Genomic DNA, 22,086 nt, shown 5'->3' with positions numbered 1-22,086 from the left:
CCGCTCCCGGCGGCAAAGCCGCCTGCCAGGCAGCGGGACGGGAGTATTTTCACAAAGGTGAAGCACCGGAACCGGGCTTCTTTCTGGTTGAAACTACCCCGGGGTGAATTGGCCCGCAGGGCCAAGAGGGGCTGGCCCCTGTGCGCCGGGCGCCGCTAGGCACTGAGGGTGATGGCGCCGGGGCTTGACGTTACCTTGCCGGCGCGCGCAGCCGGGTATCCGGCAGCGTGCAGCCGGTTCAGCAAATCATCAGCCTGATCTGCGGCGACCGCTGCCAGCAGGCCGCCCGCGGTTTGAGGGTCGAACAGCAGGTCCTGCCAGCCAGTGGTTTTCAGCTCCGGTGCAGCGGCTTGATTGGCGGGAAACAGCGAGGAGCGGATGCCGCGGTCCGCCAGTTCAGCGGCGCCCTGCATCAGGGGAATCTTACTGGTGAAGATTTCTGCGCCCGCGCCGGAGGCCTCGCAGATACCAAGCAGATGGCCAATAAGGCCAAAGCCGGTCACGTCGGTCATTGCGCGGGCATCCTGCAGGATGCGGGCGGCGTTGCCCTGCGGCTGGCTCATCTGTTCCAGCGCGGCGGCGGCCCATTCCCCCTTGGCCAGACCCGCCATTTCCGCGGCCATCAGCACGCCGGAGCCAATGGGTTTGGTCAGGATCAGCGCGTCGCCAGGTTTGGCACCCGCCAGGGTGATGGCAGGGCGGGGGCAGAGGCCGGTGACGGTGAACCCGATAGTCAACTCATCCCCCAGCGAGGTATGGCCGCCGATTATGGCGGCGCCGGCCTGCTGCATGACGTCCGAGGCGGCAGCCATGATCTCCTGCAGGGTCCGGGCCTGCAGGCCGGGTGACATCCGCGGCAGGATCAGGTTGGCGGTGGCGGCCTGCGGGTCTGCCCCCATCGCCCAAATGTCGCCAAGCGCGTGGACGGCAGCGATGCGGGTCATCAGGACCGGATCATTGGTGAAGCTGCGCAGATGGTCGGTACTGATCACCTGACTGACGCCGCCGGTGGTCAGAAGCGCGGCGTCGTCGCCGGGCAGCGGGGTGATGTCTGTGCGGTCCGCAGGCTCAAGACCTGCGAGCGCGCCAAGCAACGCGTCGCGGCCGACCTTGGCGCCGCAGCCGCCGCACATGGGCTTGTCGCCAAGTGCGGCCTCCATGCCCAGTGTGTGTTCGGCCGGCAGGGGCGGCGCGTCCATTGCAGGCAGGTCGCGGAACTTCTCCATAAAGGCCTGGTCGATGCGGTCTTTCCAGGACCACATCAAGGGGCCGGCCAGGGTGGTTCCAAAGCGCTCGCCAAGCGCTTCCCTTGCCCCCATGGAGATGAGTTTCAGGTAGTCTTTTTGCGGGCGGTACCTGCGCAAAGGATCGCCGGTCAGGGTGCCGCGCAGGTTGTGGTACAGCACCGGCGCCTGGCGCACCGCATAAACGCCGGCCTTGGGGCGCGGGGCAAAGTCCATATGGGCGCAGTCGCCGGCGGCAAAGACGTTGGCGGCGGAGCTTTGCAGGGAATCACTGACCCGGATGAAGCCGTCCTGCAGGTCCAGGCCGCTGTCTGCGAGCCAGCCGTAGGGGCGGGCGCCGGCGGCGCCGGTGGTAAAGTCCGACAGGATCTCGCGCCCGTCTTCCAGCACGATATAGCCGTCACAGATGCGTGCGATTTTCGCGTTCTCCTCCAGCCGGACGCCCTGTTCGACCAGCGCGCGGCGGAGGGTCTGGCGGGCCTTTTTGCCAATCGCGCGCAAGGCCTGGTCGCTGTCGATCAGGGTTGCCTGCGCCAGCCGGCCGCGGGATCTGAGAGCAAAGGCCATCGCCAGGATCAGCTCTGCCCCCGCCACGCCGCCGCCGATCACGGCGACATGGGCGGGGGTGTCACCGTCGCGGAACGCGTCCCATTGGGCGGCGAAACGTCCCAGCGGCTTGGCAGGGATCCCGTGGTCTGCAAAGCCCGGCAGGTCCGGCATGGCAGAGGTGATGCCGACATCAACCGAGGCCACGTCATAGGCAATCGGCGGGCGGCCCGGCACATGCACCAGCCGGGCCGCGGTGTCGATATGCGCGGCGGCCCCCAGAACCACACGGGCACCGGCAAAACGGCTGAGGCGCACCAGGTCGATGTCCAGTTCGTCACGCGCGTAATGTCCGGCCACAAATCCCGGCAGCATGCCGGAATAGGGCGCAGTGGGGCCGGGGTTGATGACGGTGAGCCGGGCGCCGGGCAGCGGACGCATGCCCCATTTGCGCAGCACCAGCGCGTGGGTGTGGCCGCCGCCGACCAGCACCAGATCGCGGGTCAGCGGCAAGCGGGAGGTGTCCATCACGGTTCAGGCCTTCCTGAGTGGTCTGCGTTCAGTCTTCGGCGGGCGGGGTGTGGGTCGGGTGGCGGCGTTCCTCGTCCTCTGGCGTGTCATGGGTGGCCCAATGGTCATCCTCGCCCGCCGAGGGCATGGTGTCGCGGCTCTCTTGCCGGTGGATATGCACCTTGGCAATGAAATTGGCGGTGATCGGCGCAGTCAGGAACAGGAACAGGGTGATCATCAGCTCATGCACCGAGAAGTATTTCTCAAACGCTGCCGCGTGCAGCATCGAGGCCAGCAGCACGCCGCCGACGCCCAGCGTGGTGGCCTTGGTCGGGGCGTGCAGGCGCGACATCGGATCGTTGAGCTTCAGCAACCCGAAAGAGCCGACAAAACCGAAGACCCCGGCGATCACCAGAAAGGCGGCAACGAGGAATTCAAACAGGGTTTCCATTTTTCCTCCTCACTCGATGATATTGCCGCGCAGGATAAAGCGCGCATAGGCCACGGTGGAGACAAAGCCAAGCATGGCGATGATCATGGCGGCCTCAAAGAAAATCTCGCTCCCCAGCGCCAGGCCATAGAGCACCATCAGCGCGATGGCGTTGATGAACATGGTGTCCAGCGCCAGGATGCGGTCGGCCACATCCGGGGCGGTGACGACTTTCCAGAGATTCATCAGCATGGCGAGCGCAAAGCAGGCAAAGGCGAAGGTGGTAGCGCTTTCGATCATTCGAAAATCTCCATCAGCCGGCGCTCGTAGCGCTGTTTGATCTCGTCCCGCACCGCGTCGGGATTGGGGGCGTCCAGGCAGTGGACCAGAAGGGCGTGGCCCTCGTCCGAGACATCTGCCGACAGGGTGCCGGGTGTCATGGTGATGGTGCCGGCCAGGGCGGTGATCGCCTCAGGCGTTTTCAGGTCCAGCGGGACGGTGATCCAGTTGGGGCGGCGGTCGGCATTGGGTTTGAACAGCACGATGCGGGCAACGATGATGTTGGCCTGTACGATGTCCAGCAGAACCACCAGGATGTATTCCGCGATCTTCAGCGGGCGGCGCAGCTTGGGCCGGTTGGGCCAGTAGGGCTGGGTCACAAACGGGATCAGCACCCCCAGCAGCAGGCCAAAGACCAGCGAATTCAGCGACCAGCCATTGACCAGCAGCAGCCAGGTGAGCGTCAGCAGAAGCGTGAGCAGGGGGTGCGGGAACAGCCGCCGGATCAGTTTCATTCTGCCGTCCTCCCCAGCACGGTTTCGATATAGGCTGTTGGCGTAAAGAGCTGGGCAGCCGTCGCCTCGGCATAGCGGGTGGCGGGGCCTGCAAATACGGTAAGGGCAATGAGCCCGCCCAGCAGGCCGAAGCAGGCGACAAAGGGCAGCTGCGCTGGTCTGGCGGGCAGGATGTCCACGGGCGGTTCGGCGCTGGTGTCTGCATCTTCAGGCGGCAGGCCGTGGCCTTTCCAGAACAGCAGCGAGCCTGCGCGGGCCATGCCGATAATGGTGATCAGGGACCCCAGCAGGATCACGGCCCAGATCCACGGCGCCAGATCAACGCCGCGGGTGGCGTCCAGCACCAGCAGTTTACCAAGGAAACCCGAAAGCGGCGGCATCCCCGCAAGCGCGATGGCGGCGGCAAAGAACAGCGCCGAGATCAGTCCGGTCTGCGGCATCGGCAGCTGCGGCAGGATCCACGGGCCCTGCCGCTCCATCACCAGATCAGCAACCAGGAACAGCAGCGCTGCCGCGAGGGTGGAATGCACCAGATAGTAGAGCGCCGCTGCGGCGGCGGTCTGGGTGAACAGCGAAATGGCGATCAGCAGCGTGCCCATCGAGGCGATGGCGCCAAAGGCCGCCAGGCGGCCCAGCTTCTTGGAGCCAAGCACGCCGATGGCGCCGGCGCCGAGGGTCAAGAGGGCAGCGGGCAGCAGCCAGGCCTCGGTCAGGCCGGCGGTGGCCTGAACCTCGGGGCCGAAGATCAGCGTGTAGATGCGCAGGATCGAATAGGCGCCGACTTTGGTCATGATGGCAAACAGCGCGGCGACCGGCATCGGCGCATTGGCATAGGCCGAGGGCAGCCAGAAATGCAGCGGCAGCAGCGAGGCTTTGATGGCAAAGACCAGCAAGAGCATCACAGCACCAACGCGCAGCAGCGCGGTATCCTCAGCCGGGATCTGTGCAACCTTTACGGCGAGGTCGGCCATGTTCAGGGTGCCGGTGACAGAATAAAGCGTGCCAAGCGCAAACAGGAACAGGGTGGAGCCGAGGAGGTTGAACACCACATATTGCACGCCTGCCTGAAACCGCCGGGTGCCGCCGGAGTGGATCATCAAGCCGTAAGAGGCGATCAGCAGCACCTCGAAGAACACAAACAGGTTGAAGGCGTCACCGGTCAGGAAAGCGCCCATGATGCCCATCAGCTGGAACTGGAACAGCGCGTGGAAGTTGGCGCCGCGGGTATCCCAGCCGGAGCCAATGGCATAGAGCAGGACCGGCAGGGCCAAGAGCGAGGTCAGCACGATCATCATTGCTGACAGCCGGTCCAGCACCAGCACAATGCCAAAGGGCGCGGGCCAGTCGCCTAGCTCATAGACCTTGACGGTGCCGTCGAGGGCCTGGGCGGCCAGGGTCAGCGACACGGCGGCCAGCAGCACCACGCTGGCCAGCGAAAAGATCCGCTGCAGGTCCAGATGGTGGCGCACCGCCATGATGATGAACGGCGCCACAAGGGCGGGCAGCACCACCGGCGCAATCAGAAGGTGGTCGATCATGCGTCGTCTCCTGCGCCTTCGGTTTCAACCGGCATGGCAGTGCTGTCATCGCGGGACGACAAATAGGCCCCCAGCGCGATCATCACCACCACGGCGGTCATGCCAAAGGAAATCACGATGGCAGTCAGCACCAGCGCCTGCGGCAGCGGGTCGGTATAGGCGACCTCTTCATATTTGTTGAGGATCGGCGGCGCGGCGGTTGCCAGCCGCCCGGTGGCGAACAGGAAGACGTTGACCGCATAGGTGATCAGCGACAGGCCAAGGATCACCGGGAAGCTGCGGCGGCGCAGGATCAGGTAGATGCCGGCCGCGGTCAGAATGCCGACGGCCGAAGCGACGAGAAGTTCCATATCTATCCCTCCGTCCCGGTCTTGGCCGCTTCGTCGCGTGCCGGGTTGATGTCCATCGCGTGCTCGGTGCTTATCCCTGGCTGCCAGGCAAAGCGCGACAGGCTTTCCAGCGCCAGCAGCACCGCGCCGACAACTGCCAGGAAGACGCCAAGGTCGAACAGGGCGGCGGTGGCCCATTCGAATTCCTCCAGCGGCGGCCAGTGCAGGTAGCCGAAATCGCTGGTCAGGAAGGGCATGCCGTTGAACCAGGCGCCCATGCCGGTGGCGGCGGCAATCAGCACGCCGGAGCCGATGATGGCGTGGTAGGGGTAGCGCTGGCGCTCGGTCGCCCAGGCAAAGCCGGAGGCCATATATTGCATGATGATCGCAATCGCCGCGATCAGCCCGGCGATAAAGCCGCCGCCCGGCAGGTTGTGGCCGCGGAAGAAGATATAGGCCGCCACCATCAGCGCCAGCGGCATCATCACCCGCGTTGCCACCACCATCATCAGCGGATGCGCGTCGCCGGCCTGCGGCAGGTCGGGTTTGCGGTTCAGAAGATGGGCGCGGACGCGGCTGTTCAAAACCGCCTCGGTCAGGGCAAAGATCACCATGGCGGCGATGCCCAGCACGATGATCTCGCCGAAGGTGTCATAGCCGCGGAAATCGACCAGGATCACGTTCACCACATTGGTGCCGCCGCCGCCCTTGTAGGAATTGGCAAGGTGGAAGTCCGAAATGGTCGGGAAGGCAAAATCGCGCATCAAAAGCGCATAGATCAGCCCGCCGGCACCCAGTCCTGCGATCACTGAAATCGCGCCATCGCGGATGCGGGTCAGGGCCGGAGTTTCAACCGGGGTTTCCTTGGGCATGAAGTTCAGCGCCAGCAGCATCAGGATGATCGTCACCACCTCGACCGAGATCTGGGTCAGCGCCAGATCAGGCGCCGAGAGGTAGTTGAACGACATTGACACCACCAGCCCCACAACGCCGATCAGCACCAGCGACAACAGGCGGTTGCGATGTTTGGCGACGATGAACAGCGTCGCCACCACAAGGGCAAACCAGCCGAGCACGGGCAGCAGGCCCGGCTTTTGCAGTTCGCGCGTCGCCGCGCCCAGAGTGCCGCCCTGATAGGCGTAATAGGCGATGGCAACGGTAAAGGTGACCATAACTGCCGCATAGCGGGTCAGGTTGCCATTGTGCAGGCCTTCGGTCACCCCTTGGCCCAGGCGGGTAAAGGCGTCGATCAGGGCGTCGAAAATGACCTTGGCTTCGGGACGGGGCAGGGCGTTCCAGATCCGCTCCAGCGGCTTATGCAGCGCCAGCAGCACCGCGCCGCCCAGAACGGCAAACAGCGACATATACAGCGCCGGGGTCAGCCCGTGCCACAGTTTGAGCGAGTAATAGGGCAGTTTCTCGCCGCCGATCACGGCACTTGCGGCAGTGGCGACCATCGGGCCTGCGATCTTGGCCGAAGCAAAGCCGATCAGCACCACAAGTACCACCAGGAAGGCCGGTCCCATCCACATGCCGGAGCTGGGGTCATGCGGATGGCCGGGGTAGTCGTCACGCTTGGGGCCAAAGAAGACATGCGCGATGAAGCGGAAGGAATAGGCGGCTGAGAACAGCGCCGCCACGGAGGCCAGCGCTGGGATCACCAGATGCGAGCCGTTCCAGACGGTATGGGCGGCTTCCTCCAGCATCATCTCCTTGGACAGGAAGCCGTTCAACGGCGGGATCCCGGCCATCGACAGCGCCGCGACCATGCCAATGGTAAAGGTGACCGGCATCAGATGCCGCAATCCGCCAAGGCGTTTGATGTCGCGGGTGCCGGCCTCGTGATCGACAATGCCCGCGGTCATGAACAGTGCGGCCTTGAAGGTGGCGTGGTTGATGATGTGGAAAATAGCCGCCACCGCGGCAATCTTGGTGCCAAAGCCCAGCAGCATGGTGATCAGCCCAAGGTGGCTGACAGTGGAGAACGCTAGCAGCGCCTTGAGGTCGTCCTTGAACAGCGCAATCACCGCGCCAAGCAGCATGGTGACAAGGCCGGTGGTGGCAACGATATAGAACCACTCGGGCGTACCGGCGAGGACGGGCCACATGCGGGCCATCAGGAACAGCCCGGCCTTTACCATGGTGGCAGAGTGCAGATAGGCCGAAACGGGCGTGGGCGCGGCCATCGCGTGCGGCAGCCAGAAATGGAACGGGAACTGCGCCGACTTCGTGAAGGCCCCCAGCAGGATCAGGATCAACGCGGGCAGATACAACGGCGAGGCTTGAATGGCGTCCTTGTTCTGCAGAATGACGCTCAGGTCATAAGAGCCGGCGATATGGCCCAGGATCAGCATGCCTGCGATCATCGCCAGCCCGCCGGAGCCGGTGACTGCCAGTGCCATCCGCGCGCCCTGGCGGCCTTCGGGCAGGTGTTTCCAATAGCCGATCAGCAGGAAGGAGCTGAGCGAGGTCAGTTCCCAGAACACCAGTAAAAGCAGGATGTTGTCAGAGAGAACGATGCCGACCATGGCGCCTTGGAACAACAGGAGATAGCTGTAGAACTGGCCCATCGGGTCTTCGCGCGACAGGTAGAACCGGGCGTAAAGGATGATCAGCAGGCCGATCCCCAGGATCATTGCTGCAAACAGGAAGCCCAGCCCGTCGAGGAAGAAATTGGCATTCAGGCCCAGGGCAGGCAGCCAGCTCGCAGAGGCATGAATGGTTTCACCGCGGAACACGGCCGGGATATGCAGCATCAGCCCGATGAAGGCGAGCAGGGTGGTAAGCCCGGCGGCTGAGGCTGCCGCATTGCGCCCCGCGCGGATCAACAGCGCTGGGAAGACGGCTCCGAGAAAGGGCAGGGCCGCAATCAGGAATAGGGACACGTGCAGGTCTCCTGTCGGGTTGGCGCGTCGTTTTTCGACCAGTGCTAAGCAATTTTCTTGCCCAGAACCACCCCCGCCGACCTGGATGCGGTAATAATGACGCAGCCAGAGACGGGAATCTTACGCTCGTTAGGGCCATAATTGGGCAGTGCCCGTCCAATAACAAGAACTTGACCGGCGGTATTGGCCTGTTTCTGGTGATTGCGGCCTCATGGCCTGCTAGGTCTTGGAGCAAGGGCCCGGGGCCGGGCAGTCAGCGGGCGGTCGGATTGAAAGGAAAGCGGCGGGATGGCGGCACAGGAAAACACAGGTAAACGCGGAGTGTCCCGCCGGCTGGCGCTGCTCGGCGGTATTGCAGCGGCGGCTGGTGCGGGGATCTGGTGGCAGCGCAGGCAGCCCCCCGATCATGATCACCCGCGGCTGACCGTGGCCGAGGCCTTTGCCCACGCGCAGGCCGGGGAGATTACCCTGGTGGATATCCGCACGCCGCAGGAATGGCGCGCCTCGGGGGTGCCGGTGGGCAGCCATCAGATCGACATGCGCCGCGACGACTTTATCGCAGCCTTGCAAACCGCGGCTGGGCCGGACCCGGCTTTGCCTGTGGCGCTGATCTGCGCGCGCGGCGTGCGGTCGGCCCGGCTGACGCTGGCCCTGGCGCAGGCGGGTTTCAGCAATGTGATTGACGTGCCCGAAGGCATGCTGGGGTCCGGTGCAGGACCAGGCTGGATTGCCGCCAACCTGCCGGTGGCCCGATGGGAGGGATGATGCAGCCTTGGAAAACAGGCGCAGCCGCAGCGCTGCTGTCTGCGGTGTCGAGCGGCGCGGCTGTTGCGGGATGCGGTTCAGAGGCCGGCGCGTGTGAGGTTGCGGATGGCGCCTATCACATCGCGCTGCCCGCTGATGCGAACACGCCGCCGCCGGTGGTGATGTTTTTGCATGGCTACGGCGGCAGCGGCGCGCAGGTGATGCGTAACAAGGCGCTGTCCGAAGGGCTGACCGAGCGCGGTTATGCGGTGATTGCCCCGGAAGGGCGCAAGCGCGGCGGCAGCGGTCCGCAGTCCTGGGGCTTCGGGCCGTTTACCGAAGGCCGGGATGAGGGGGCGTTTTTTGCCTCGGTGCTGACGGATGCCTCGGACCGGTTTGGCACATCCTCTGCGCAGACGGTTCTCGCGGGGTTCTCAGCCGGCGCCTTCATGGTGCATTACCTGGCCTGCAGCGACCCGGCGGCCTTTGCAGCTTATGCGCCGGTGTCCGGTGCGTTCTGGCGGCCGCAGCCTGAGACCTGCGAGGGGCCGGTGCGTCTGTTGCAGGTGCATGGCTGGAGTGACGAAGTGGTGCCGCTGGAGGGGCGTATCCTTGGTGGCGGACGCTGGGAGCAGGGCGATGTCTTTGCCGGGCTTGAGGTTTGGCGCGAGGCGAATGGCTGCGCGTCGCACGCGCCGTCCAATGCCTGGGGCGAGGGCGGCTTGTTGCGCCGCCACTGGGATTGCGGGGCGGGGGCAGAAATCGAGCTGGTGTTGTTTGACGGCGGCCATACGGTGCCCAAGGGCTGGGCGGGCTGGATGGCAGACTGGTTCGAGGATGAACCGGCGGTGCGCTGACCTTGGGGGGGCTGCAACGAGCGGAGCACTCCCGCCCCTTTGACAGAAATCAAAGATTTCCATCAAAGCGTTGGGCCAGGCAGCGCGCCCTGTGGGCGCGCTGCTGTTGCATGCCACCGCGAGGCCGGTATTTTTGAGGGTAGCGGCGGGTATTTGCGCAACCGCGCCGCGCGTTAGCGCGGCGCTTGGCCCAAGACCGCCAAGGGTGTCCCGGCGCAGCCGGGGATCCTGCGGCCGCGGGAGTTCCCCGCTGACGTGCGGGCTTATTCCGCCGGGGTGCTGCGGGCGGTGCTGCCTTCCAGCAGGGCCTTCAGGTCAGCCCGCGCAACGCGGGCGGCACGGGTGATCTGGGGTTCAGTGAATTCCTCGCGCGTGGCCATCCAGTTGCGGATGCGGTTCACGGTCTTCACCCCGGACAGTGCCGACAGCGGCACTGCCAGCACCAGCGAGAGCGCAATCGGCACCAGCCACAGCGATACGGTGCCGCTAAGGATCCCGGCCCAGAGCGCCAATCCGCTGACGGTTTCCAGCGCGTGGCAGGTGATCAGCGAGCGCAATGAATAGCTGCCGCCGTCGCGGGCCTGCGGTTCCCAGCCGCGCTGCAGCCCCAAGGCAGTACGGAACACCGCGATCATCTGCTGCACCATCAGGATCGGCGCATAGAGGATTGCCAGCAGCACTTCGGAGACAAAGGACAGCGCGAAATGCACCGGCCCGCCGTATTCCGAGAACCGGCTGCCGGTCAGCGGCAGCGCCATTGCGGCCAGCATCTTGGGCGCCAGCAGCATCGCGTAAATCAGGATGATCACCAGCACGTGTTTGGGTTCCGACATATCCGGCCAGCTGGGGCGGAACGGGTTGGCCTCGCTGAAGTAGCTGATCACAGACGCCTCATCGCTGCGGCCGATGACGGCCCAGAGCACCAGCAGCGCAAACCACACCGGTGCCATCAGATAGCCGATCGCGCCGGCAAACAGGTGAAAGCGGGAGATGGCGCGGAAACCTTTGGCGTGCAGCAGGTTCAGGTGTTGCAGGTTGCCCTGGCACCAGCGCCGGTCGCGCAGGATGTGGTCGATCAGGGTGGCTGGGGTTTCCTCGTATGATCCGCGGATGCGGGGCAGGAAGCGCACCGACCAGCCCGCGCGGCGCAACAAGCCCGCCTCGACAAAATCATGGCTCATGATCAGCTTGTCACCACCGCCAAAGCGCGAGCGCAGCAGCGGCAAGCCGGCACAAGCGGCAAAGGCGCGGGTGCGGATGATCGCGTTGTGGCCCCAATAGTTGCCCTCGTGACCTGCCCAGCGAGCCAGCCCTTCGGCCAGGGCGAGGCCATAGACGCCGTTGGCGAACTGCTGCATGCGGCCAAAGACTGACTGCGCGCCGATCAGCTGCGGGTAGCTTTGGATCAGGCCGGCGCTGGGATCGCGGGCCAGCGCATCGGCCAGCCGGGCAATGGCGCGGCCGGTCATCAGGCTGTCGGCGTCCAGCACCAGCATCGCCTCGTAATCCGCGCCCCAGCGGCGCACCCAGTCAGAGATATTGCCGACCTTGCGCCCCTCATTGTCGGCCCGGCGGCGGTAATACAGCGCAGTGCCTTCTGGCAGCATGCTGCGTAGCGCCTCGACACTGGCGCGCTCCTGTGCGGCGATGGCGTCGTTGCGTGTGTCCGAGAGGATGAACATCGCGTATTCGTGCTGGCCGCCGCGTCCGTGAAGTTCCTGCAGCATGGTCTGGGCGTTGCCCAGCACGTACCAGGGCACCTCGTTATAGACCGGCATCAAGAGCGCCACCTTCATCGGGCGCGCCGCGCCGCGGGCCACGGTCTTTTCCCGGCGCGAGAGGCCATAGAGACCCAGGAGCACGGTCGAGACGGTAAAGGCGATCCAGAAGAAGTTGAAGGCGATCAGCGCCAGCAGCACCAGCTCCAGCACTGAGAACCCGTCAGCGGTGAACCAGCCCCGCATTACCCAGGTCAAGACACCGGTCGCCAGCATCGCCGGCGAAAACGCCAGCAGCCGCCACAACGCCACCTGCCGCGGCGCGGCATCGCCGGGCGCGTCTGCATCGTGGAAGTCCTTGCTGAAATCCTGTTCCGGCATCGCCAGGGGCTGTTCCGGGGGCATCAGATCACATGCAGTCATGCGGTCCACCTGTAAAGCCAGACCTCGGAAGCGGCATCGCCGTCTTTCCTGAGCTGGGCGCGAAGTTCAACGTGATCCCGCTCACCGGGGTCAAAATAGAAGGCCAGCCGCAGACCGCCGGTTTCGGGGTTGTGCTGCAGCACGCCTTCGCTGGTCGCCACATGGGGAGAGTGGATGTGGACGTCAAGAGTGTCCGGCCCGCCGTCAAAAAGCGGGTGGGCATCGAAATCAATGGTCATGATCCGGCCCGGCCCGCCAAAGATCCGCGCACCCTCGGCGGTGTCGATCACCCGCGACATCGACAGCACCGGCTCTTCGCCCCAGGTGAGGCGGTAATTCAGGTTCACCTCAGATCCGGCGGCATAGGGGTCACGCGGGCGCCAGTAGGCGACGATATTGTCGTAGATTTCCTTGTCGGCCGGGATCTCAACCAGGGTGACGGCGCCTTTGCCCCAGTCTTCCTTGGGTTCGACCCACAGGCAGGGGCGGTTGTGATAAAAGGCTTCCAGGTCGTTGAATTCCGACAGTCTGCGCGGGCGCTGCATCAGACCAAAGCCCTGCGGGTTTTCATCGACAAAGGACGAGACCTGCAGACGGGTCGGATTGGCAAGCGGCCGCCACAGGGTCTCGCCATTGCCGTTCAGCACCAAGAGGCCGTCGCTGTCATGCACTGCGGGGCGGAAATCGTCGAAACGGTTGCGGTTGGTGGCGTCGAACAGGAACATTGAGGTGAGCGGCGCAAGGCCTGCGTGGCTTAACTCCTCGCGGGCGAACAGCGTCGCCTCCACATCCATCACGGCGCTGCTGCCGGGGGTGATGGTGAACCGGTAGGCGCCGGTGACAGAGGGCGAATCCATCAGCGCATGCACCACCATCGAGCGTTGGCCGGGGGCAGGGGCCTCCAGCCAGAACTCGATGAATTCGGGGAATTCCTCACCCTCGGGATCGGCAGTTTTCAGTGCCAGGCCGCGGGCCGACAGCCCATAGGCGTTGCCGGTGCCGATGGCACGGAAATAGCTGGCGCCCTGGAATACGCAGAATTCTGTCTTTTTGTCCGGGTGATCCAGATCGGTGCGCAGGCGCAGGCCGGAATAGCCCAGGTCGCCCTCGGTCGTCAGATCCGGCGCCTTGTCGTTCTTGTCGAACAGCGACAGGTCAAAGCCGATCCGCTCAGCCATGCCGTCCGCCACCGTGTTCACCTGAACGGCGCGCGGGAAATAAAGGCCGGGCAGGAAGAAATCGACGTTATAGCTGCGGTCGGTCCCCGCCCACAGCGCGTCCTTGGTGCGGAACCAGCGCGATTTATAGTCGTCATATGACTGGTCCAGCCAATCCTGCGGCACCATCGGGCGTTCGGCAAAGGGTTTGGCGGCCAGCGCGCGGGCCTTGGCCACAACAACATTGCGGGTAAAGGGCATGGCCTCGCGTGCCACAGACGGCAATGCGGCAAGCGCGGTGCTGCCAAGTGCGGCGGCCAAAAAAGAACGGCGGGTGAAAGAGCTCATTTCTTGGCTCTCCATGGCTGGGACTTGAACCAGGCAGCGCCGTAAGCGCAACCAATGATTAGGAAAAAACCAAACAGATTGGCGAATGCCGTGGTCATAACCGCGCGGTCGGTCTGGTCAAGCGCAAAGCCGATGAAACGTGCCAGAGCCATTGAGAATACAAACACCGCAAGCGACTGCTGGCCGACTTTGGTGATGACCTGCAGCAGAACCGCCCAGATCCGCGCTGCGGCGGAACTGCCGGAGGCGATCAGCCGTTTGCCGCCTTCGCCTGCTGCGACCCAGCCAAGATAGGCCAGCGCCAGAAAATGGGCATAGCGCAGCAGGCCGAAGTCTGTTTTTTCGCGCCATTCGCCGATGGCATCGCGGCCCGGCTTGATCAGGTCGGCCAGCTCGGGGCTGGCGGCCTTGACCCAGGTGAAGACTTTCCACGATCCATAAGGCGCCGACAGGATTAGGAATGCGGCGGCCAGCACGACCAGCACTTTGGACACCGGCGGCTTCGGCAGCCAGCCTTTCATAAAGGCAAAGCCGGTGAAAAACAGCAGCTGCCAGCCGAACGGGTTAAAGAACCATTCGCGTTCCGACCAGGGTTCCGCCGGCAGTGACACACCGTCGGGACCCAGACCGATCATATAGGGGTTGGCGGTCAGCCAGATCAGCACCGATACAGCGGCCACAGCCCAAAGGCCGATTTTTTCCAGACCCATCATCAGCGGCATCAGCATCAGCACCACCAGGTACATCGGCAGGATGTCAAAGTAATTCGGCACATAGGTCAGGGTGAACAGCCCCACCAGCTGGGTCATCGGATCCTTGAAGAAATGGCCGAGATTCAGAGAGTTCACATAGCTCTTCTCGAACCCGCCATAGAGGTCGATGGCAGCCATGGAGACGGCAATGAAAACAAACAGGCCGATATGCGCCCAGAATACCTGCCAGCAGCGGAATGCGACGCGGGCGGTGCCCAGCCACCAGCCCTGCTTGGCAAAAGAGCCGCCAAAGGCAATGGCCGAGGCCATGCCGGAGCAAAACACAAAGATCTCGGTTGCGTCCGAGAACCCGAAACGGGCCGGAATCCAGCCGGTCCAGCGGTTGCCCGGGATATGGGCGGCCAGGATGATGAACATGGCAATGCCACGGTAGAAGTCGAGCCGCGGGTCGCGCACACGCGGCTGTGCCGCTTGCGGCGGGGGGGCTGCGCGGTTGGCAACGCCGGGATCGTTTTGAGGCCCGGGGAAGGGCGCAACGCTGGACATTTGTGTTTTTGGTCCTTGAAAGTCTTATTCGGCAGGAACGCTTGCAGCACCGGGAGAGTTCCGGCCTTCGGCGATCAGGGTGCGGCGGGCAAGCGCGTAATTGTCCTCGGCGCCGCCGCGCTTGGCACGGCGGTCATCCAGGATTGCCTCGACCGCGTCAAGCTGGCCTGAGCGGATTCCCGCGTCTATGGTAATGCGTTCAAAAACATCGCGTTGCGCGTGGCTGCCGCCGGCCAGCTGCATGCTGCCGCGGGCGGACGCAAGATGGCTGAAGGCGGATTTGTAATTGCCGTCGCCAAAGGCTTCCAGCCCATCGGCGGCTGCGCAGCCGGGATCACCCATGCGGGCGCAGGCTTCGGACCCTCCTTGTTTGGCGTCGGCATGAATGCGCTGAACCAGCTTGCGGGCGTCTTCCTTGCGGTGGCCGGTGAGGGCCAGCAGGTAATGCAGGTCGGCGAAAATCAGGCTGCCGTCCTCGGTCCGGTTGGCGCAGAGGTCCGACAGCTCTTCCCAGCGGCTGCCTGCATCGACGCCTTCCAGTTCCAGCCGCACCAGCAACGACGTCGCGTTGGAGATGTCGCGGTAGTCGTCGGTTTTGTCCTTGCGCACCTCGGTGTCATACAGCGCAAGGGCTTCGTCCATCTGGCCCAGGTCCAGATGCATCAGCGCCTTGTGCCACCAGACGTGATAGCGGAAATTGTTGCAGTGCGCCCAGGCCTCTTCGCGGCCGTGCAGCCAGTCCAGCCCTGATTTGGCATTGCCGGTCATGTCATGCACATGCGCCACCGCATGCAGGCCCCAGGCATCATCCGGCGCCATCCACAGCGCCTGACGGCCGGCATTGGCCGCGCGTTCAAACTCGCCGGTTTCCTCCAGCGCAAAGGAGTGGCAGCCCAACAGAAAACCGCGGCCCGCGTGGTCGGGCGCATAGGCCGGCATCACCCGTTCAACGGATGCCCGCATGCCATCAGGATCGCCAAGGATAAAGCGGATGCCATGGCTGAGCTTCATTGCCAGGGTGTCCTGCGGGAAGATGTCCAGCACCTCTTCCATCCGGCGGATGGCCTGACTGGGGCGGCCGGCCAGCCAGTTTTCCAGCGCATCCACATATTTGCGTTCCCGCGGCAGGGCACCTTCGTACTGCGCTTTGGCATCGCGCAGGGCTTCCTGCGCTGTGGGAAGCAGCTCCCGGCGGCCCAGCATCAACAGGGACAATCCTTTGATCGCATGGGCCAGGGCAAACTCCGGCGCCGATTTCAGCACCGCGCCCAAGTGATCGGCGGTTACTGCGGCATGTGCCAGAACGCCCATCTGCACGGCATTCCAATCCCGCAGCGCCGCTGCATCGGTCAGGCTGCTGTCTTGGCCGAAAATATCATGCATCATAGGAGTCCAATCTTTCTCAAAATAAGCGCGGGTTCCGTGTCCTGATGAAAGAGTAGTTCATCGGATCGGTCCGGGCGAACCCCGCTCGCGGTTTGGTGATGGCCTGTGTGTGCCTGACAGTCAAATTCGCCGGATGTGTAGGATTTCCGGGGAAATTTTTGCAAGCGAAAGGGTTAAGGAGCGGCGAAATGACCGCCGATTTGGCGGTGATTTGCCGGAAAGTGTAACACTTGGCGGAAAGCCGCCGCGAAAGGCGGTGCTTAGCTTGGCCCAAAGGGGTCGCTGGCGTCCAGAATCTCCTCTGTCCCTTCACCGCAAACGGGGGGGGCGTGCCGGTATGTTACAGGCGTGCGGGAGAAATTCAGCGGGTTGCCCAGCAGTTTGACCGGGCCGGCCGCGCTGTCCATGCTGATGGCCATATTGCGGGCCGCGACCTGATCGGTGGCAAACAGCGTCTGCAGATCCTGCACCGGTCCTGCGGGAACCTTGCGGGCCTCCATCGCTGCCAGCACCTCTTCCGTGGTGAACCGCTGCACCGACGGGATCAGGACCCCGTTCAGCGCGTCGCGGTTCTGCAGCCGGGCCGGGTTGGTGGCAAAGCGCGGGTCTTCTGCCAGGCCTTCCAGTTTCAGGAATTCCATAAAGCGTTGGAACTGGCTGTCGTTGCCCACCGCCAGGATCACATGCCCGTCCGAGGTTTTATAGACGCCATAAGGCATAATACTGGGATGCTCATTTCCGCGGCGCTTGGGGATTTGCGCGGTGTTCAGATAGGCGGTGCCCTCGTTGATCAGCCAAGCGATCTGCGCATCGACCAGGGCGAGGTCGATCTGCTGGCCTTCGCCGGTTTTTTCGCGGTGGTGCAGGGCCGACAGGATGCCGATACAGGCATACATGCCGCACATGACGTCTGCGATGCCAACACCGGCTTTCATCGGCTGGCCGTCAGGTTCGCCGGTCAGCGACATGATGCCGCCAAACCCCTGCGCCATGATGTCGTAGCCCGGTTTGTGGCTGTTGGGGCCGGTCTGGCCGTAGCCGGAGATTGAACAGTAGATCAGGCCCGGAAAATCATCCTTGAGGCTGGTGTAATCCAGCCCGTATTTTGCCAGCCCGCCGGGTTTGAAATTCTCGATCAGGATATCGGCCTCTGCCGCCAGGCGGCGGATGGCCTGCTGTCCGTCTTCTGCAGCAATATCAATGGCAACTGAGCGTTTGTTGCGGTTGGCGGCCATGAAATAGGCCGAGAGATCGGATCGGCTTCCGTCCGCATCGGTCACATAGGGCGGACCCCATTGGCGGGTGTCATCGCCGCCGGTCTTGGGGTTCTCCACCTTGATCACCGTAGCGCCGAGGTCGCCCAGGAGTTGAGTGCAGGTGGGGCCCGCCAGAATGCGGGAAAGATCCAGAACCTTGACCCCTTTGAGGGCGCCGTGGGGAAGAAGATCAGATCCGGCCATCATAGCCTCCGCGGTCGATCACTGCCGAGATGACGGTGAATGTGTCTGCTTGCATCGCGTCCTGCAGGGCGGCGCGCAGTTCCGCGCGGCTGGTTACTGTCACCCCGTTGCCGCCAAAGGCCCGGCCCATCGCAGCGAAGTCATGCGCCGCAAAATCAACCCCGCCGTTGGCGAGCTGGCGCTGGCGCTGCTTGAGTTCGATCAGCGCAAGGCTGGCATCGGCAAAGACCACAAAGATCGGCGCCAGGCCCAGTTCCGCCGCGGTGGAAAGCTCGCCCGCCACCATCAGAAAACCGGCATCGCCTGAGAAGCTGACCACGGGGTGGTCCGGCTGCGCCAGCTTGCGCCCGATTGCCATCGGCACCGCACAGCCCATGGTGCACAGCGCCGATGACTGGATCAGCCCGCGCGGCTCATGGCATGGCCACATCTGACTCAGCAGGATCCGGTGCGCACCGCTGTCGGCTGTGGCAAGGGTTTCCGGCGGCAAGGTAGCGCGGCATTCGGCGATAACGCCCGCCGGACCCCATGCGTCGTCGCGGGGAAAGGCCGCGGCCAGGGCTGTTTTTACAGCGGCAGGGCGGCCGTTCGTCCAGGTTTCGCGCGGTACGGTGCCATCGGATAGGGCCTCTAGCGTCGGCGCAATGGCGGTCAGGAAGTTCAGCCCGGCCTGGTGCATGTAATGGGTGTTGGCCACAGGCGCGATGTCGATCACGTTCTGGCGTTTCACGTCCCAGGCATTGCGCCAGCCGGGGCGCATTTCAATCGGGTCATAGCCGATGGAGAGGACCAGATCGGCCTCCTGCACCAGCGGCAACAGATGTGTGTCTGCCAGCGGCGACAGGCCTGCGCCGCCAAGGCAGAGCGGATGGTTTTCAGGAATGATCCCCTTGGCCTTGTAACTGGTAATGAACGGTATCCGGTGTTTTTCCACAAAGGCGCGGAGGGCAGAACCGGCATTTTCCTGCAAAGCGTCAAGGCCGATCACCGCCAGCGGGCGTTCTGCCGCTTCCAGCCAGGAGTGCGCCTGCGCCAGCGCTTCACCGCTTGGCACAGCCGCACTTGCAGGCGCGCGGCGGTGGCCGCGATCTCTGGCCGCCGCATCGGCCACTGAGATCGGCACATCAATATGCACCGGGCCGTTTCGAGCCTCGGTTGCGATGGCAACAGCCTTGTCGGCGATCAGATCGGCAGCTTCGGCATCTAAACGGAACGTTGCTTTTGTGATCGGGGTGAACACTGCGCGATGGTCAAGCACCTGATGGGTGTAACTCTGCTCCTCTGCTGCGTCGACGCAGCCGGTCAGCACCAGCATCGGCACCCTGTCCTGATGCGCATTGGCCACCACATTGATGCCGTTCAGCGCACCGGGGCCGAGGGTGGCAACCAGAATGACCGGTGCACCGTCAGCGTGATGCACCCCTTCGCCGATGAAACCGGCGCAGTTTTCATGCTTGGCCAGGTGGAACGTGATGCCCGCGCGTGTCAGCGCATCCACCAGCGTCAGCACCTCGCCGCCGGGCATGCCAAAGGCGTGGCGGCAGCCCGCTTCATACAGGCGCCGGGCCAGAACGTCAGCTGTGCGCAGGATCTCTGTCATCTTGTCGGTCCAATCCGTTGATTTGCCGTCAGATTGCCGAGGATGTGCCCGCGTGCAAGCCCTCTCACGCCAGTGTGAGACGTGTTGCAGCGGAAATCGGCGCATTTCATGCGCTTTCGGGTATTTTAAACCAGAAAGAAGCGGAAGGGGCTATTGCTGAGCCTTTTCAGCGATCTGCGCAAAGCGATTATCAAGCTGGCCTGCCAGAGCTTTCAGCGCTGCACCGCCCTCATCGGTGTAGGGTGCAAAGACATGGGAGGGCAGCTTGTAGGCGAGGGTGGCACTGCCGTTGGCTTCCTCGGTGACATAGATGCGCACGGGGGCTTCGATCATTGCGGCGGTGGACAGCGCCAGGATTTTCACCGCGAAATCATTGTTGAACAACCCGATCACCCGGTTCCCAGGGATGGTGATGCCGCGGGCGGCAGCGGCCTTGGTGGGGCCTGCCTGGGTCACCACTCCCATGCCTTCGGCCTTGGCGGCGGCTTTGACGTCCTTGATCAGCTGCTCATAGGGCTTTGACGTCTCATACACTGCCCAGCCGTTGCGTGCAGCAATGTTACCGGCGGATGCGGCAGAGGCTGCCAGAATGAGCGCGGCAGTCAGGCGTTGGAAAAACATGGGGACCCTCCAATGGCTTTACCGGGTTTTTTAAATCACGCGGGCGGGCTGGTTGCTCACAATTGCGTGCATCAGGCGGCAATCCGCCCGTTAGGGCAAAAACCTGCGCGTGCCCCGTTTGGGGCGCGCTCCGCTTGATAACAGCTGTCCGGGTATCATCCTGCGATTCTGCCGCCGCCCTGTTTTGTGACCACCACCACTGAGGGGCGCGGCGGCATTTGAGGGTCGAAATCCGGCCAGCGGGTAGCCGGGTCTTCAAAAGTCGATGCGCGCGCAAACCCCGCCAGCGCCTTGGTGCCGTCGGTGCCGGGATGCTGCACTGCCAGAAACAGTGTCTCGCCGTCCGGTGCAAAACAGGGGCCGCACAGCTCGCCGCCGGCCGGGCAGCGGAAGAACAGTTTGGAGTGACCGCGCAGGCTCCCTTCGGTCTCAACCCCGTACAGCCCGTCCGATTTGCCGGTCTTTCCCCATTTGCTGCCCTGATCGGTCGCGACCCACAGGCGGCCATCGGCGTCAAAGGCGCAGTTGTCGGGGGAAGCGAACCAGCCGTTGTCAGAGGTTTCCGGATTCCATTCGGCCCCGACGGCGGCAATGCCCGGATCGCCGCATTTCACCAGGATCGACCAGTTGCCGCGGGTCGCTGTATGGTCGCCGCCGTCTTCCTTGATTTCGATGATATGACCGAAGCGCGACTTTGCCCGCGGGTTGGCTGCGTCCGTCTCGCCTGCCTTCCGGCGGGCGTTGTTGGTCAGCATGATATAGGCAGTGCCGTCGCCGCGGGGGGCTGCATCCTCGGGGCGGTCCATTGGCGTGGCCCCCAGCGCATCCGCCGCCAGCCGTGCATCGATCAGAACGTCAGCCTGGCTGGCAAAGCCGTTTTCAGCCGTCAAAGGGCCCTCGCCATGGACCAGCGGCAGCCAGTGAACACTGCCGTCCGGGTCAAACCGCGCCGCATACAGCGTGCCGTCGCTGAGCAGCATTGCATTGGCCGCCGGGTCGTCCGACACAACGCCCTTGGAGACATACTTGTACTGATAATCAAACCGTGCATCATCGCCCATGTAGACCACAAGATGCCCGTCCGTGGAGGTGGTGGTTTCAGCGCCTTCATGGCGGAAGCGGCCAAGCGCGGTGTGCTTCACCGGTGCAGCCTCCGGATTGCGCGGATCGACCTCAACAATCCAGCCGAAACGGTTGGCCTCATTGGGGTCCCTGTCGATGTTGAAGCGGTCGTGGTACTTGCCCCAGGCGTACCAGCGGCCCGGCACGCCGTAACGTTTCATCTGCGCCGCTTCAGGCTGATCCGACAGGTCCGGCTTGCCGTCTGCGTCCAGCCTGTCCGTCCAGAAATAGCCGTGGAAGTTTTCCTCGGCCATCAGCCAGGTGCCCCAGGGGGTCATGCCGCCGGCGCAATTGTTCAATGTGCCGATGACCTGCGCCCCGCTGGGATCCGCGCTGGTTTGCATCCGTGCATGGCCCGCAGCGGGTCCGTCGATGGTCATCACCGTGTTCAGCGGCGAGATGCGGCGGTTCATGCTGCCATCCCGGACCACCGCCCATTTGCCGTCCGTACCGCGGGTAATCTCGACCACCGAGCCGCCGTGTGCGGCCATTTCGATATCCACCAGCGCGCGTGTCATGCCGGCAAAGTCTGCTTTGTCCTGGCGGCCAAGGGCGGGGAACATCACCTCTTCATTGGTGTATTCGTGGTTCACGCACAGCAGCCCGCGGGTGCCTTCGGTATTCAGCGGGGTAAAGCCGACATAGTCGTTGTTGTAGCCGAACTGCTGCAACTGGGCCTGGGCCGTCTGGTTCAACACGTCGAAATCCGGCGCATCTGCCGTGATCGGGTCGCCCCAGCGCAGCAGGATATCTGCGTCATAGCCTTTGGCCACGTGGTGGGTCCCGTCGTTGCCCCAGGCCAATTCGTCAAAGGCATAGCGGCTGCTTGCAGCAGTGCCGGCAGCATCAGCCTGGCGCGGCGCGGTGAGGGCTGAGGCGCCGAACAGGGCGGTGGAGGCTGAGACCCCCAGCAGGCCTTTCAGCATGTCCCGGCGGCCATAACGGCTGGCGATTACTTCGCCGATGGTGCGGGTCAGGTTCGGATTGGCGGGAATATCATCAAAGGCTTCAAAGGCTTCCCCCTTGTTGCCGGTTTGCGGGTCTTCGATGATCTGCTTGCGGTCCATGGCGGGCTCCAAAATCTCATCCATCGGTGCCGGCCGGCCAGCAGGGCC

The 22,086-nt window shown here is 63.9% G+C and carries 17 protein-coding genes; 2 read left to right on the top strand and 15 right to left on the bottom strand.

What is annotated here, in order from left to right; genetic code table 11:
* Nucleotides 1-155: 155 nt before the first annotated feature.
* From selD to K3555_RS10945, 7 genes are read right to left on the bottom strand one after another with little or no spacing between them, the layout of a single operon-like run.
* Complete coding sequence (gene selD, locus K3555_RS10975) at nucleotides 156-2,318, bottom strand: selenide, water dikinase SelD (protein WP_260008532.1); 2,163 nt, start codon at nucleotides 2,316-2,318, stop codon at nucleotides 156-158.
* 31 nt (nucleotides 2,319-2,349) lie between these two features.
* Nucleotides 2,350-2,751 carry a Na+/H+ antiporter subunit G gene (locus K3555_RS10970; RefSeq protein WP_259984822.1) on the bottom strand — a complete coding sequence of 134 codons (402 nt, stop codon included), beginning with the start codon at nucleotides 2,749-2,751 and terminating at the stop codon, nucleotides 2,350-2,352.
* Nucleotides 2,752-2,760: 9 nt separating this feature from the next.
* Nucleotides 2,761-3,030 (bottom strand): K+/H+ antiporter subunit F, encoded by a 270-nt coding sequence (locus K3555_RS10965; RefSeq protein ID WP_260005049.1) that lies wholly within the window; start codon nucleotides 3,028-3,030, stop codon nucleotides 2,761-2,763.
* Nucleotides 3,027-3,524, bottom strand: coding sequence for a Na+/H+ antiporter subunit E (locus tag K3555_RS10960; RefSeq protein ID WP_259984818.1), 498 nt, complete (start codon nucleotides 3,522-3,524; stop codon nucleotides 3,027-3,029). The genes K3555_RS10965 and K3555_RS10960 overlap by 4 nt, the downstream gene beginning before the upstream one ends.
* Nucleotides 3,521-5,059, bottom strand: coding sequence for a monovalent cation/H+ antiporter subunit D (locus K3555_RS10955; RefSeq protein WP_260008531.1), 1,539 nt, complete (start codon nucleotides 5,057-5,059; stop codon nucleotides 3,521-3,523). Before K3555_RS10955 ends, K3555_RS10960 begins: the two co-directional genes overlap by 4 nt.
* Nucleotides 5,059-5,412 (bottom strand): Na+/H+ antiporter subunit C, encoded by a 354-nt coding sequence (locus K3555_RS10950; protein ID WP_259984816.1) that lies wholly within the window; start codon nucleotides 5,410-5,412, stop codon nucleotides 5,059-5,061. Before K3555_RS10950 ends, K3555_RS10955 begins: the two co-directional genes overlap by 1 nt.
* Before the next feature lie 2 nt (nucleotides 5,413-5,414).
* A complete protein-coding gene (locus K3555_RS10945) occupies nucleotides 5,415-8,276 on the bottom strand; it encodes a monovalent cation/H+ antiporter subunit A (protein ID WP_260005047.1) in 2,862 nt (953 codons plus the stop codon).
* Between the two features lie 288 nt (nucleotides 8,277-8,564).
* Between K3555_RS10945 and K3555_RS10940 the strand changes: the two genes are divergently transcribed.
* Together K3555_RS10940 and K3555_RS10935 are read left to right on the top strand one after the other, a co-directional pair.
* The gene (locus tag K3555_RS10940; RefSeq protein ID WP_260005045.1) at nucleotides 8,565-9,041 is read left to right on the top strand and encodes a rhodanese-like domain-containing protein; all 477 of its coding nucleotides are present in this window, start codon (nucleotides 8,565-8,567) and stop codon (nucleotides 9,039-9,041) included.
* Complete coding sequence (locus K3555_RS10935; RefSeq protein WP_260005043.1) at nucleotides 9,041-9,877, top strand: PHB depolymerase family esterase; 837 nt, start codon at nucleotides 9,041-9,043, stop codon at nucleotides 9,875-9,877. The genes K3555_RS10940 and K3555_RS10935 overlap by 1 nt, the downstream gene beginning before the upstream one ends.
* A gap of 263 nt (nucleotides 9,878-10,140) precedes the next feature.
* Here the strand turns inward: K3555_RS10935 and mdoH are convergent, their stop codons facing one another.
* The 8 genes from mdoH to K3555_RS10895 all read right to left on the bottom strand — a co-directional run bounded on the left by mdoH (nucleotide 10,141) and on the right by K3555_RS10895 (nucleotide 22,038).
* Entirely contained in the window at nucleotides 10,141-12,018 is a 1,878-nt protein-coding gene (gene mdoH / locus K3555_RS10930; protein ID WP_260005041.1) for a glucans biosynthesis glucosyltransferase MdoH, read from the bottom strand.
* On the bottom strand, nucleotides 12,015-13,523 hold the full coding sequence (locus K3555_RS10925; protein WP_260005035.1) for a glucan biosynthesis protein: 1,509 nt from the start codon (nucleotides 13,521-13,523) through the stop codon (nucleotides 12,015-12,017). Before K3555_RS10925 ends, mdoH begins: the two co-directional genes overlap by 4 nt.
* Nucleotides 13,520-14,782: an OpgC family protein gene (locus K3555_RS10920; protein ID WP_259999434.1), complete on the bottom strand. Its 1,263-nt coding sequence runs from the start codon at nucleotides 14,780-14,782 to the stop codon at nucleotides 13,520-13,522. Before K3555_RS10920 ends, K3555_RS10925 begins: the two co-directional genes overlap by 4 nt.
* 24 nt (nucleotides 14,783-14,806) lie before the next feature.
* Nucleotides 14,807-16,168 (bottom strand): tetratricopeptide repeat protein, encoded by a 1,362-nt coding sequence (locus K3555_RS10915; RefSeq protein WP_260005034.1) that lies wholly within the window; start codon nucleotides 16,166-16,168, stop codon nucleotides 14,807-14,809.
* 260 nt (nucleotides 16,169-16,428) lie between these two features.
* Nucleotides 16,429-17,631: a CaiB/BaiF CoA transferase family protein gene (locus tag K3555_RS10910; protein WP_409201654.1), complete on the bottom strand. Its 1,203-nt coding sequence runs from the start codon at nucleotides 17,629-17,631 to the stop codon at nucleotides 16,429-16,431.
* Complete coding sequence (locus K3555_RS10905) at nucleotides 17,615-19,228, bottom strand: thiamine pyrophosphate-binding protein (RefSeq protein ID WP_260005032.1); 1,614 nt, start codon at nucleotides 19,226-19,228, stop codon at nucleotides 17,615-17,617. The genes K3555_RS10910 and K3555_RS10905 overlap by 17 nt, the downstream gene beginning before the upstream one ends.
* A gap of 150 nt (nucleotides 19,229-19,378) precedes the next feature.
* Nucleotides 19,379-19,849: a DUF302 domain-containing protein gene (locus tag K3555_RS10900; RefSeq protein WP_260005031.1), complete on the bottom strand. Its 471-nt coding sequence runs from the start codon at nucleotides 19,847-19,849 to the stop codon at nucleotides 19,379-19,381.
* Between the two features lie 155 nt (nucleotides 19,850-20,004).
* Nucleotides 20,005-22,038, bottom strand: a complete 2,034-nt coding sequence (locus tag K3555_RS10895; RefSeq protein ID WP_260005029.1) for a PhoX family phosphatase — start codon at nucleotides 22,036-22,038, stop codon at nucleotides 20,005-20,007.
* Nucleotides 22,039-22,086: the final 48 nt, after the last annotated feature.

The organism is Leisingera sp. M527 (assembly GCF_025141525.1).
GTDB lineage: Bacteria > Pseudomonadota > Alphaproteobacteria > Rhodobacterales > Rhodobacteraceae > Leisingera.
The sequence above is the reverse complement of the archived record's forward strand: the minus strand, read 5'-3'. Positions and strand labels throughout refer to the sequence as shown.

Excerpts from the sequence above, each read along its gene's own strand:
- K3555_RS10915 (WP_260005034.1), bottom strand. The coding sequence starts at position 16,168 with ATGATGCATGATATTTTCGGCCAAGACAGCAGCCTGACCGATGCAGCG.
- K3555_RS10900 (WP_260005031.1), bottom strand. The coding sequence starts at position 19,849 with ATGTTTTTCCAACGCCTGACTGCCGCGCTCATTCTGGCAGCCTCTGCC.
- K3555_RS10970 (WP_259984822.1), bottom strand. The coding sequence starts at position 2,751 with ATGGAAACCCTGTTTGAATTCCTCGTTGCCGCCTTTCTGGTGATCGCC.
- K3555_RS10960 (WP_259984818.1), bottom strand. The coding sequence starts at position 3,524 with ATGAAACTGATCCGGCGGCTGTTCCCGCACCCCCTGCTCACGCTTCTG.
- K3555_RS10940 (WP_260005045.1), top strand. The coding sequence starts at position 8,565 with ATGGCGGCACAGGAAAACACAGGTAAACGCGGAGTGTCCCGCCGGCTG.
- K3555_RS10935 (WP_260005043.1), top strand. The coding sequence starts at position 9,041 with ATGCAGCCTTGGAAAACAGGCGCAGCCGCAGCGCTGCTGTCTGCGGTG.
- K3555_RS10895 (WP_260005029.1), bottom strand. The coding sequence starts at position 22,038 with ATGGACCGCAAGCAGATCATCGAAGACCCGCAAACCGGCAACAAGGGG.
- K3555_RS10905 (WP_260005032.1), bottom strand. The coding sequence starts at position 19,228 with ATGACAGAGATCCTGCGCACAGCTGACGTTCTGGCCCGGCGCCTGTAT.
- K3555_RS10925 (WP_260005035.1), bottom strand. The coding sequence starts at position 13,523 with ATGAGCTCTTTCACCCGCCGTTCTTTTTTGGCCGCCGCACTTGGCAGC.
- selD (WP_260008532.1), bottom strand. The coding sequence starts at position 2,318 with ATGGACACCTCCCGCTTGCCGCTGACCCGCGATCTGGTGCTGGTCGGC.
- K3555_RS10910 (WP_409201654.1), bottom strand. The coding sequence starts at position 17,631 with ATGATGGCCGGATCTGATCTTCTTCCCCACGGCGCCCTCAAAGGGGTC.
- K3555_RS10965 (WP_260005049.1), bottom strand. The coding sequence starts at position 3,030 with ATGATCGAAAGCGCTACCACCTTCGCCTTTGCCTGCTTTGCGCTCGCC.
- mdoH (WP_260005041.1), bottom strand. The coding sequence starts at position 12,018 with ATGACTGCATGTGATCTGATGCCCCCGGAACAGCCCCTGGCGATGCCG.
- K3555_RS10950 (WP_259984816.1), bottom strand. The coding sequence starts at position 5,412 with ATGGAACTTCTCGTCGCTTCGGCCGTCGGCATTCTGACCGCGGCCGGC.
- K3555_RS10920 (WP_259999434.1), bottom strand. The coding sequence starts at position 14,782 with ATGTCCAGCGTTGCGCCCTTCCCCGGGCCTCAAAACGATCCCGGCGTT.